The 11,109-nt window shown below is 66.6% G+C and carries 11 protein-coding genes, 1 tRNA gene and 3 pseudogenes; 10 read left to right on the forward strand and 5 right to left on the reverse strand.

Annotation, left to right across the window (positions count from 1 at the left end; genetic code table 11):
• Nucleotides 1-233 precede the first annotated feature (233 nt).
• Both GNX96_RS67105 and GNX96_RS67110 read left to right on the forward strand, forming a co-directional pair.
• Nucleotides 234-314 (forward strand): annotated as a pseudogene (locus tag GNX96_RS67105) (WYL domain-containing protein); the annotation flags it as partial.
• Nucleotides 313-795: a hypothetical protein gene (locus tag GNX96_RS67110; protein ID WP_452124467.1), complete on the forward strand. Its 483-nt coding sequence runs from the start codon at nt 313-315 to the stop codon at nt 793-795. The pseudogene GNX96_RS67105 and the gene GNX96_RS67110, both read left to right, overlap by 2 nt.
• 379 nt (nt 796-1,174) lie before the next feature.
• Here GNX96_RS67110 and GNX96_RS09325 read toward each other — a convergent pair whose 3' ends face one another.
• A complete protein-coding gene (locus tag GNX96_RS09325; RefSeq protein WP_163567768.1) occupies nt 1,175-1,798 on the reverse strand; it encodes an NADPH-dependent FMN reductase in 624 nt (207 codons plus the stop codon).
• Nucleotides 1,799-2,756: 958 nt separating this feature from the next.
• Here GNX96_RS09325 and GNX96_RS50345 point away from each other — a divergent pair.
• The 5 genes and pseudogenes from GNX96_RS50345 to GNX96_RS09350 form a co-directional block, all read left to right on the forward strand.
• Nucleotides 2,757-4,197 (forward strand): annotated as a pseudogene (locus GNX96_RS50345) ((Fe-S)-binding protein); the annotation flags it as partial.
• Between the two features lie 48 nt (nt 4,198-4,245).
• The gene (locus GNX96_RS09335) at nt 4,246-4,584 is read left to right on the forward strand and encodes a hypothetical protein (RefSeq protein WP_163567769.1); all 339 of its coding nucleotides are present in this window, start codon (nt 4,246-4,248) and stop codon (nt 4,582-4,584) included.
• Nucleotides 4,585-4,886: 302 nt separating this feature from the next.
• Nucleotides 4,887-5,408, forward strand: a pseudogene (locus GNX96_RS62960) (CNNM domain-containing protein); the annotation flags it as partial.
• A gap of 136 nt (nt 5,409-5,544) precedes the next feature.
• On the forward strand, nt 5,545-6,240 hold the full coding sequence (locus tag GNX96_RS50360) for a hemolysin family protein (protein ID WP_279579864.1): 696 nt from the start codon (nt 5,545-5,547) through the stop codon (nt 6,238-6,240).
• On the forward strand, nt 6,237-7,268 hold the full coding sequence (locus tag GNX96_RS09350; RefSeq protein ID WP_163567771.1) for a hemolysin family protein: 1,032 nt from the start codon (nt 6,237-6,239) through the stop codon (nt 7,266-7,268). The genes GNX96_RS50360 and GNX96_RS09350 overlap by 4 nt, the downstream gene beginning before the upstream one ends.
• A gap of 26 nt (nt 7,269-7,294) precedes the next feature.
• Here the strand turns inward: GNX96_RS09350 and dcd are convergent, their stop codons facing one another.
• Nucleotides 7,295-7,852 (reverse strand): dCTP deaminase, encoded by a 558-nt coding sequence (gene dcd / locus GNX96_RS09355; protein WP_279579931.1) that lies wholly within the window; start codon nt 7,850-7,852, stop codon nt 7,295-7,297.
• Nucleotides 7,853-7,946: 94 nt separating this feature from the next.
• Here dcd and GNX96_RS09360 point away from each other — a divergent pair.
• A tRNA-Gly gene (locus tag GNX96_RS09360) sits at nt 7,947-8,020 on the forward strand.
• 312 nt (nt 8,021-8,332) lie between these two features.
• Here the strand turns inward: GNX96_RS09360 and GNX96_RS09365 are convergent.
• Complete coding sequence (locus tag GNX96_RS09365) at nt 8,333-8,929, reverse strand: M15 family metallopeptidase (protein ID WP_279579865.1); 597 nt, start codon at nt 8,927-8,929, stop codon at nt 8,333-8,335.
• A gap of 347 nt (nt 8,930-9,276) precedes the next feature.
• Between GNX96_RS09365 and GNX96_RS09375 the strand changes: the two genes are divergently transcribed.
• A complete protein-coding gene (locus GNX96_RS09375) occupies nt 9,277-9,717 on the forward strand; it encodes a hypothetical protein (RefSeq protein WP_163567773.1) in 441 nt (146 codons plus the stop codon).
• Between the two features lie 24 nt (nt 9,718-9,741).
• Here the strand turns inward: GNX96_RS09375 and GNX96_RS09380 are convergent, their stop codons facing one another.
• Nucleotides 9,742-10,341, reverse strand: a complete 600-nt coding sequence (locus tag GNX96_RS09380; protein ID WP_163567774.1) for a hypothetical protein — start codon at nt 10,339-10,341, stop codon at nt 9,742-9,744.
• 1 nt (nt 10,342) lies between these two features.
• Between GNX96_RS09380 and GNX96_RS50365 the strand changes: the two genes are divergently transcribed.
• The gene (locus GNX96_RS50365; protein ID WP_279579866.1) at nt 10,343-10,627 is read left to right on the forward strand and encodes a hypothetical protein; all 285 of its coding nucleotides are present in this window, start codon (nt 10,343-10,345) and stop codon (nt 10,625-10,627) included.
• 115 nt (nt 10,628-10,742) lie between these two features.
• On the opposite strand, the gene GNX96_RS09385 is transcribed toward GNX96_RS50365, so the two are convergent.
• Nucleotides 10,743-11,069, reverse strand: a complete 327-nt coding sequence (locus tag GNX96_RS09385) for a hypothetical protein (RefSeq protein ID WP_163567775.1) — start codon at nt 11,067-11,069, stop codon at nt 10,743-10,745.
• Between the last annotated feature and the right edge of the window lie 40 nt (nt 11,070-11,109).

The following is an 11,109-nucleotide window of genomic DNA, read 5'->3' on the forward strand; positions in this document are numbered from 1 at the left end:
GACGCGGTGCTGCTGGCCGGCCTGCCCGGACCGGCCGCTGACCTGGGACTCGGCACGGTCCTCGCGGCCGCTCAGCTGAAGATGCTGGCCGCGCTGCCACCAGAGCTGCGCGGCCCGCCCGCCGAGTGGCCGAGCGGTTCCATCTGGACGCGCCCGGGTGGTTTCGACAGCCGGAGGACACGCCCGCACTGGCCGCGATCGCCGACGCGCTGTGGAGCGACCACCAGCTGGACGTGTCGTACCAGCGCTCCGACCAGGTGGTGGCCCGCCGGGTCGACCCGCTCGGCCTGGTGATGAAGGCCGGTACGTGGTATTTGGTCGCTCGCCAAGGCGCCGACATCCGGTCGTACCGGGTCAGCCGGATCGTCTCGGCCGACCCACGGCCGGAGCGCTTCGAGCGGGCGGGCGACTTCGACCTGGCCGCTCACTGGGCCGCGTCGATGGACGACTTCGCCCGCTCGATGTTGCGCCTGCGGGCCCGCTGCCGGATCCGCACATCCGCGTACCGGCTGCTCCGAATCGCCCTGGACCCGGCCGCCGCGACCGAGGCGATCGCGTCGGCCGGGCCCGAGGGACGCCGACGGGTGGGTCGAGATGACCATCCCCACCGAGTCGTACGACGTCCTCGCCGGCGCGATCCTGCGGATGGGCGAAAACGCCGAGGTCCTCGACCCACCCGAACTGCGCGCCCGGCTTGCCGCCACCACGGCCGCGATGGCGCGCGCGGTATCGATAGTCAGCGCGAAAATCACTCTCGGAAAACCTTTGTCCAGGGCAATTTCCGTGACAGAATGAGCGCCCCACCCTGGATCAGAGGGTGGGTAGGTGGGCTTGAAAGACCCACATTTGTCAGGCGATGACCGAGGATTTTGGCGCTGCTACGCCGATGCAGCCGTGCCATCACCTCGATCACGCGGGCCGTCCAGGATGAGCAGAGGTTTTGCGGCCGTTACGACGATGTGGCCCGCCCGTTTGCCTTTGACCATACGGCCCCGGCTGGGTGATCAAGGGCTCGGGGTGCACAAAATCCAAGTAATAGCGGGAAAGTCCTTGATCACCCGTACCGGAAAACGCCGCGCGACGAAATGTCGCCCCGAAGTCGAGCCTTCCAGGCTGGTACGACAATTTCGCGGACCACCGACAGCGCCCGGAATATTTCTGACCAGAATTCGGGTCAGGAGGCGCGGTCGGGGCGTTCCCGGAAAGACTCGCCGCGGGCCTGTGCGGCCAGCCGCCGGGCGAGGGCGAATTCGGCGACCTGTACGCCAACGGTTTCCAGCTGAAAGCGGACAGTGTCGTCGATCAGTTCGCCAGTCTTGTCGAAAACCCCGGCGGCCGCGTTGACGGTGGCACCCAACGGGCTCGGCCAGCCGCGCAGGGCGTGCACGACCGTACGAACGCTGGTCAGCGTCGACACGGTCGCCTGCCAGCCGTGCGCGACGGCGATGCAGCCGACCGGTAGGCCGTCCAGATATGGCCGCGGGTCGAGCCGGGTGTCCTCGACGTAGTCGAGTGCGTTCTTCATCAGCCCGGACAGCGTGCCGTGATAGCCCGGCGAAGCGACGATCAAGGCGTCGGCTCGGCGGACGGCCGCCACGAAGGCGGCGGCCTCACCGGACCGTACGTTCACCTCGGTGTCGTAGATCGGCAGTATGAGCGCTCGGCCGGTGATGAACTCGGTGGTCAGGCCGGCTTCCTCGGCGGCCGCCATAGCGATCCGCAGCGCGCGCTCAGACGTCGAGTCGGGCCGGGTCGAGCCGCCGATGCCGAGCACCCGCACAGGCTGGCCGGCTCCCACGCTCGCACTCCCTACCTGACTGATGACTCAACCCCACCTAACCTACCTCCGGAGAACGCCGCAGGCCCCTGGACAGCCAAGACCAAGGGCGGCCGATCGGGCATCTCCGCCGGCACGTACGTGGCATGTCTCACCACCGACGCGGCCGCCGAGCCGGTAAGTTACTTGTCGGTAGCGTAAGGGTCGGCTGCGTGATGCCGGGAAACCGGCACGGTCGTACGCTGACGGCCAGTCCTGCTCCAGGCAAGACACCTGTGGAGGGAACGCGATGGTTGTCCGGCTCGTCCTCGGCCTGCTCATGACCGTTGTCGCGGCCGCCGTCGCCGGCCAGCGACTGTGGTGGCTGTTTCGTCTGTTCCGCGCCGGCCAGCCGGCGGTCGGGCGTACGAACGACTGGCCGCGCCGACTCGGTGCCCAGGTCACCGAGGTCTTCGGCCAGCGCAAGCTGCTGAAATGGTCGATCCCCGGCATCGCGCACTTCGTCACTTTCTGGGGTTTCATCGTCCTGTTGCTGACGATCATCGAGGCCTATGGCGGGCTCTTCAAGAAGGACTTCGCCATTCCGCTGATCGGCACCTGGCCGGTGGTCGGCTTCCTTGAGGACTTCTTCGCGGTCGCGATCGTGCTCGCGCTGGCCACCTTCACGTTGCTCCGTTTCCAGCAGCAGCCCAAAAACCTGGGCCGCGCCTCGCGGTTCTACAAGTCCCACACGGGCGCCGCCTGGTTCGTGTTGTTCATGATCTTCAACGTGGTCTGGACGCTGCTGCTGATGCGCCGCGCAGGTCAACACCGGCGTTTTCCCGTACAAGAGCGGGGCCTTCGCGTCGTACGCGGTGGGTGCCCTGCTGCACCCGCTCGGACTGGCGGTCAACGAGGTTCTGGAGACCGTAGGCCTGCTGCTGCAGCTCGGCGTGGTGCTCGGCTTCGGCGTTTTTTTGTGGTCTATTCCAAGCACATGCACATCGCGCTGGCGCCGCCGAACATCCTGTTCTCGCGCCGGCCGCGGGCGCTGGGCGCGCTGCTGCCGATGTATTCCAACGGCAAGGCGATCGACTTCGAGGACCCGGGCGAAGACGACCTTTTCGGCCGCGGCGCGATCGAGCACACCACCTGGAAGGGCATGCTCGACTTCGCCACCTGCACCGAGTGCGGCCGCTGTCAGAGCCAGTGCCCGGCCTGGAACACCGGCAAGCCGCTGTCCCCGAAGCTGCTGATCACCGACCAGCGCGACCACCTTTTCGCCAAGGCGCCCTATCTGCTCGCCGGCGGCGGCGTAGCGCGACCGGTGACGAGAAGCTGTCCGACGAGAAATTGGCCGCACTGCCGGAAAACGTCCGCAAAGAGGTTGAGCGGTCGCTGGTCGGCAAGGTCGAAGAGGGCGGGGTCATCGACCCGGACGTGCTCTGGAGTTGTACGACCTGCGGCGCGTGCGTCGAGCAGTGCCCGGTCGACATCGAGCACGTCGACCACATCGTGGACATGCGCCGCTATCAGGTGCTGATCGAGTCGGCCTTCCCGTCCGAGGCCGGCGTGATGCTGAAAAACCTGGAAAACAAGGGAAATCCGTGGGGCCAGAACCCGCACGAACGGGAAGACTGGACCAAGGGTCTGGACTTCGAGGTGCGTCGAGTCGAAGGCACCATCCCGGATGAGGTGGAATACCTGTTCTGGGTCGGGTGCGCCGGCGCGCTGGACGACCGCGCGAAGAAGGTCACCCGCGCGGTCGCCGAGCTGCTGCACACGGCTGGCGTCGAGTTCGCGATCCTGGGCAACGGCGAGACGTGTACGGGTGACCCGGCCCGCCGAATGGGCAACGAGTTCATCTTCCAGATGCTCGGGCAGCAGAATGTCGAGACGCTGAACGAGGCGTTTGGCGAGCGTCCGGTGGAAAAACGCAAGATCGTGGCGACCTGCGCGCACTGCTTCAACACCCTCGGCAACGAGTACGGGCAACTCGGCGGCGACTACGACGTGGTCCACCACACGCAGCTGCTGTCCCAGTTGGTGTCCGACGGGAAACTGACGCCGGTCACGCCTCTGGAGACGACGCTGACGTACCACGACCCGTGCTATCTCGGCCGGCACAACCGCGTTTTCACGCCGCCGCGCGAGGTCCTACAGGGCCTGCCGGGTACGACGTACAAGGAAATGCCGCGGTTCGCCGAGCGGTCGTTCTGCTGCGGCGCCGGCGGGGCCAGGATGTGGATGGAGGAGAAGATCGGGCAGCGGGTCAACGTGAACCGCACCGAGGAAGCTCTGTCTCTTAAGCCGACGTGATCGCCATCGGCTGCCCGTTCTGTCTGACGATGATCTCCGACGGCGTCTCCGAGAAGCAGGCCAGCGGCGAAGGCCAGGGCGTCGAGGTTCTGGACGTTTCCCAGGTGTTGCTGCGGACGATCCAGCCGGCGAAGGCCAAGGCCACAGACTGACCCGCTACCTTCAGGAGCGTGAAGGGCGATCAGTACGAGGGCGCGTACGACCGGTCGGACGCGCGCCGGCGGCTTGAGGAGCCGTCGCTGCAGAGCCTCGAACCGCACGTTGGCCTGCCGTTCGGCCGGATTCCCAGGCTGCCGACGAAATGGTTGATCGTCGCCCTGGTGGCTTTCGTGGCGCTCGGCGCCGGCTTCATCGTGGCCAACCCGAACAGCGAGCTGCCGCCCGGCAACTGCCAGCACACGACCCTGACCCTGCGCTCCGCCGACCAGCCGACCGGCTATCCGATCAGCTGGACGGCCACCGGCCCGGTCGGCCGCTATCAGCTGACCGTCGGTGTGTCACCAAGCTGACCGTCGACAAGGCCGGGCAGCCGCACATCGCCGGCACCGACCGGGGCAACGAGACCGACGCCAGCATCGAGGGCACGCCCTTCCCGATGAGCGGCTGCAAGGCCGCCGGCACCTTCAAGGTGCAGCAGGGCCACGGCACCCAGACGGCCCGGATCTTCCGGCTCGACGGCGGCGCTGCCCGCGAGGTCGCCGAGGCCGGCCTGACCTCCCGCGGGCGGGTCACTCCCTAGCTGCGGATACCCGCGCCGTACGATCGAAAGCCAGGTAAAGATGGGGAGCCGACAATCGACGTCCTGGCGCTGGTGGCGTTCTTTCTCCTGACCGCGGGAAACGCCTTTTTCGTCATCGCCGAGTATTCGCTGGTCACCGTCGACCGTGCGCTCGTCCAGGAGCAGGCCGCGGCTGGCGACGGCCGGGCCAAGCAGGTCGCCAAGGCCGTACGATCGCTGTCCTTCCAGCTGTCCGGCGCTCAGCTGGGCATCACCCTGACCGCGCTGCTGACCGGTTATCTGGCCCGGCCCGCGGTCGCCCACCTGATCGAGCCCAGCTTGCAGTCGGTCGGCGTGTCCGCGCCGGTCGCGGACGGCATCGCGACCGCTGTGGCGCTGATCTTCGCCACCCTTTTCACCGTGCTTTTCGGCGAGCTGGTGCCTAAGAACGCGGCACTGTCGATCCCGATGCCGCTGGCCCGCTGGTCGGCGCCGGTCCTGCGGATCTTCTCGGCCGTCCTACGCCCGGTGATCGCGCTGCTCAACGGCACCGCCAACGCTGTCGTACGGCTGCTCGGCATCGAGCCGCAGGAGGAGCTCGCCTCGGCCCGGTCACCGGAAGAGCTCGGCCTGCTGGCGGCCATTTCGGCCCGCGCCGGTGCGCTGCCGAGCGAGACCGCCACCCTGCTGCAACGCACGATCCGCTTCGGCGACAAGCGAGCCGCGGAGGCGATGACCCCCGCGGGTCGACGTGGTCGGGCTGCCGGCCTCCTCGACCGCCGAGGAGCTGCTGACGCTGGCGTTGGAGTCAGGTCACACCCGCTTCCCGGTCTACGACGGCACGCTGGACACCGTTATAGGAGTGGCCGCGGTGATCGACGCGCTGCAGGTGCCACCGGATCGGCGGGCCAGCACGGGCGTACGAGAAATCGCTCGCGAACCCCTGCTCGTACCGGAGACCTTGGAGCTGGACACCACCCTGTCCCGGCTGCAGGAGAGCGGCATCCAGATGGCGGTGGTGGTCGACGAGTACGGCGGCACCGACGGGATCGTCACCGTCGAGGACCTCGCCGAGGAACTGGTCGGCGAGATCGACGACGAGTTCGACGAACCCGAAGTAGACGCGGTACCAGTCACCGCGACCGCGCTCACCACCCAGTCCGCGACCGTCACCTCGCCGCTGACCGACCAGTCCGTGCTGGTCAACGGCCTGCTGCGGGAGGACGAGCTGGCTGAGCACACCGGCTTTCGACTGCCGGACGGCCCGTTCGAGACGCTGGCCGGTTTCCTGATGGCCCGGCTCGGGCACATCCCGACCGAGGGCGAGACTGTCACCGAGCGAGGCTGGGAATTCACCGTCACTTCGGTGGAACGGCACCGGGTCGAACAGGTCCGCGTGCAGCCGCCGGAAGAGTCCGACGAACCCGAGAACGGCAACGGCTCATGAGCGGCCTGCAGATCGCGGCGACCATCCTTTTGCTCCTTGGGAACGGTTTCTTCGTCGGTTCCGAGTTCGCCATCCTCTCGGCCCGGCGCACCCAGATCGAACCCCTCGCGGCCGCCGGCTCCCGGCGGGCCAGCGCCGCACTGCGGGCGATGGCCCAGGTGCCGCTGATGATCGCCGGCGCGCAGCTGGGCATCCAGATCTGCTCACTGGGCCTCGGCGCCATCGCCGAGCCGCTGTTCTCGCACCTGCTCGAAGGCCCGTTCCAGGCGGTCGGTATGCCCGCCGAGCTGCTGCACCCGATCTCGTTCGTGCTCGCGTTGGCCATCGTCACGTACGGCCACACCGTGGTGGGCGAAATGGTGCCGAAGAACATCGCGCTGTCCGGGCCGGAACGGCTGGTGCTCTGGTTTGGGCCACCAATGCTGGCCTTCTGCGTCGCCACCCGACCGGTGCTGCTCGCGCTGCGGTGGATTTCGGACAGCCTGCTGCGGTTGGTACGGATCGAGACACCCAGCGAGGTCAAGACCGTCTATACGGCTGAGGAGCTCGCCAGTCTGGTCGCCGAGTCGCGTACCGAGGGCCTGCTGGACGCCGACGACCACCGCCGAATCACTGGCGCGCTGACGTTGACTTCCCGTACGGCCGCCGACTTCATGTCGCCGTGGTCCCAGGTGCGTACGGTCACCGCCGAGGTCACCCCGGCCTCCCTGGAAGCACTGTCGGTCGCCACCAACCTGTCCCGCTTTCCGGTGGTCGACCGGCGTACCCGCGCGGTCCTGGGCTTCGTACACGTCAAGGAGGCGCTCGGCGTTTCCGGCACCGCCCGCCGGTCGGCGCTGCCGGAAGACGCCGTGAGACCGCTGACCGTGGTCGCGCCAGCCACCTCGTTGGGTGAGGTGCTGCTGATCATGCGCCGGACCCGATCGCACCTCGTCCTGGTCTCCGACAGCGGTCGTTCTCTCGGCGTACTAACCCTGGACGACGTGCTCGCCGCAGTCGTCGGCGGCGTCCCCGTCAGCGCCCGCTGATCGAGCGTTTTACCTGGTAGGCCGTTTTACCTGGTAGGCCAGGTGCGCCAGGACTGGAACGAGCGGCTCGGGGTCGGACCGCGCTGGCCCTGATAACGCGAGCCATACTTGTCGCTTCCGTACGGATGCTCCGCCGGCGACGACAGCTCGAACACACAGATCTGGCCGATCTTCATCCCCGGCCACAACTGGATCGGCAGGTTGGCGAGGTTCGACAGCTCCAATGTCACGTGCCCGGAGAACCCAGGGTCGATAAAACCGGCCGTCGAATGCGTCACCAACCCCAGCCGCCCAAGACTCGACTTGCCCTCCAAGCGGGCCGCGAGGTCATCCATCAGGCTGACCACTTCCAGCGTCGACCCGAGCACGAACTCGCCCGGGTGCAGCACAAACGGCTGGTCCGGATCGGTCTCCACCAGCGAAGTCAGGTCGTCCTGCTGCCGGGAGGGGTCGATGTGGGTGTATTTCAAGTTGTTGAAGACCCGGAACCAGCGGTCCAGCCGTACGTCGATGCTGGAAGGCTGAATGAGCTCAGGCTCCCACGGATCCAGGCCCAACCGGCCTTCGTCAATGGCCTTCAGCAGGTCACGATCGAGAGAGCAGCACGTCCGCGAGCGTACTGGCGGCAGCCCTTGCCTCGGTCGCGGGGCCGGGTTGCTAGAGTGTTCGAAGCGCTCTGCGGATGTAGTTCAATGGTAGAACTTCAGCTTCCCAAGCTGAGAGTGCGGGTTCGATTCCCGTCATCCGCTCCACTTTGGCGACATGCAATGTCATTGTGAGCTCCTGTAGCGCCCCGGACTCCGATCAGACCGCGACCGCGATCCGCAAATCGGCAATGGCGGCGGCCGGATCGTCACCCTCACCGTGCGCACCTACCCCGGGACGAAGCTGGGCATGCGCCGTCATCACTCGTGGCTCGGTGGATGCTCGGGGAGCAGGCCATCAATGGGCCATTAGCCGAGCCGCTCTCGGCGCTGCGCTTTCTCAGTGACGTCACCGTGGTTGGCGCCGCGGTGGGAGCAGAAGGCGGGGCCCGACGGTCGCGTCGTCAGGCGCGGAAGCGGTTACGCCAGCTCGAAGTGCTGGTAGTCCTTGAGGGTGTGCCAGTCGCCGCCCCAGGTCCAGCCGTTGCCGGTGAAGGCCCGTACGGCTTTGTCACCATCGTGCAGCATGCCGGGGTCTTTTCTCGTACGGTCGAGGTAGGGACCGCCGTTCTTGGGCTGCACGCCTTGCGAGTCGTGGTAAGGGTTAATGAGGGTGTTGATGTCGATCGCGCGGCCGTACGCGTGGTACGACAACAAGGCGCCACTGGTGGGAATGTCCCGGCAGTCGTACGCCGAAGTGTTGTTGTCTTCCATGGACAATTCGTCGTCGGCGTTGGGGTAATGGTCCGGTGTCACCATTTTCGCGATGGGATAACGCATCCGGTAGAGCTCACCGAAGATCTTGATCGTCTGGTCGACCCGGTCGGTGTTGACCACCAACTGTCCGGCGTGCGCTTTTTGGTCCATTCCATAATAAGTGAGGCTGATCATTCGCAGCTGAGCCGGTCCGACCGGGCAGCCCGAATGCCAGGTGGCACCGAGGTCGGCGGCCGTCACCGTTTTGGTGGTCGCGGAATACGCCGGCAGGGAATCAGGGGCCGTCAGGCCGGACAGCAAGACAAGAGGAACAAGCAATAAATGCATGCGTCCCAGCTTGTCAGAAACTTATACGAATTCCATTCAATGTGTAGTCCCCCAACTTGAGGCAACCTTCGACTGGTCCCCAACGTTAGTCACGCCAGTTGTACGGGTCACCAAGGCGGATCGCGCCGGGATGGATGACCTGGGCGTACGCGCCGGCGCATGGTTGGGCGCCCATGCCGCCGCCACGCATCCCCTCACACATCCGCCCTTCACAAGCGAACCTCCAGCCAACCACGACCACCGTCGATCACGGGAGCCGAACGGGCAGACTCCGGGTCCACGGCTTGAAGAATCCGAGTGGGGTAAGCCAGGCTGGTGAAATGGAGTCACTGGACCTGGTGGAGAAGGAACTCACCGCGCGTACGGCCGAATTCTTCCGCGCGGTCTCGTTCGAGACAGCCGGAAAGCCTCGGTACGACCAGATCTACGACCTGTTCATCGAGGGTGGGCTGCTGATCAAGAACTCCGAGTCCAAGCCGGAGATCATGACCGTCGCGGAGTTCATCGCCCCCCGGCAGGCGCTGGTGGACGTTGGGCGGCTGACTTCCTTCGAAGAGACCGAAATCGAGCACCGGATCGACACTTTTGGGCAGGTCGCTCACCATCTCTGCACGTACGCGAAAACCGGGGTGCTGGACGGCGTCGCGACCCAGGGACGCGGAGTCATCTCCACCCAGTTCGTCCGGACCCCGGACGGCTGGAAGATGAGCTCGATGGCCTGGGACGACGAGCGCGACGGCCAATCGATTCCGGCACTTTAGTCCAAAGAGTTCGCGAATGTGAGGTCAGAAGGCCCGCTCCGGGCTGCTGTACGAGCGGTCAGACCCGCTGAGTGCCCACTGGCGCAGCACCTGGTCGGCCTCGCCAAAGGTGGCACCGATGCCGTAGTCGCGCTCGGGATCCCACTCCACCGGTCCATGGTCGTGGCTCGGGTCGGGATTGCCCTCGCTGCACGATTTACACAGCATCCGGACGCTCTGCGTCCAGTCCTCGGCGCCCAGGTCAGCCGCTTCGAAGGCCGATTGCAGCTGCTGGGCGTCGGCCTCGGACGGGCAGAAGACCACCGACCGCAGCGTCGGCTTCTCGGAAGGACGCAACAGGGCGATTTCCTGGAAAACTCCGCGTTCCTGGCCATCGATCTTCCGGGATCCGACCGGTTCGCCATCGTGCAGGACCAGATCGCCGAACCGGTGCCCGGATTCCGGGGTCGGCACGTTCTGGATGATCGCCCGGGCCGGATCGATGCGGCGGCACCAGACCACCTCGGTGTCGTGCAACTGTCCGTCGATCTGGAGCCGGGTCTCGCCGATGTGCCGCGGCTCCGGGTTGAGCCGGATCGGCACCAGACCGAAGTCCATCACCGGTTCGCCGTCACCGTCCGGCATCGTGACGCCGTACGTCGACCACGCCCGCCCGCCGCGCGACCGGCCAGTCGCCCATCGCGGTGGCGGCGATGCCCAGGTTCCAGGCCGCCGGATCCTCCGCTTCGGTCGCGATTTCCAGCGAGCGCTCGTTCAGCCGGGCGCATTGCGCCCAGTCCCGGCGACGCTTGGCGAAAAGTCCGAGGTTGAACCAGAGCCAGGCCGATTCCGGGTGCAGCTCGACGAGCTCCAGCAGATGCCTCTCGGCCGTGGCCGGGCGGCGTCGCCGGCGGCGGACGCCTCTCGGTAGGCCTTCGCCAACCAGTTATCTCGCCGTTCTTCGCTCATAAGGTCCCATTCTGCCGTCTCGCCGGGGGAGATTCACCGTGCGGATCGGTTTTGCCGGTTACCTGCGCAAAGAGTGGCTACTGGCGAGCTGGCCAGTCGTGGTCGAAGATCGGGTAGCGATCGGACTGGGCGAGCCGCGACCCGTAGAAGGCGGCACCGTCCGGACCGAGCGACTCGTCGTCGTCGCTGCGGTCCTGTTCCCAGACGGGGGCCCATTCGATCCGGAAGGCCTGCCCGAGCCGTTCGGCCACCGCGTACGCGACCTCGGTGACGTCCGGGAGTTGGATGAGGTCGTGCCGCATGGCCAGTTGCCGGTGGATTTCGGCCGCGACCAACTGGCGCACTTGGACCAACTCGGCGGGGAGGTCCTCACCGTTGTCGTCCCAGGCGTCCCGGTTTCCCATGGATGCCACAGTTGACCTTGACCTTGCCGACAAACGCGTC

Origin of the sequence: Fodinicola feengrottensis (assembly GCF_010993775.1) — a bacterium.
GTDB lineage: Bacteria > Actinomycetota > Actinomycetes > Mycobacteriales > HKI-0501 > Fodinicola > Fodinicola feengrottensis.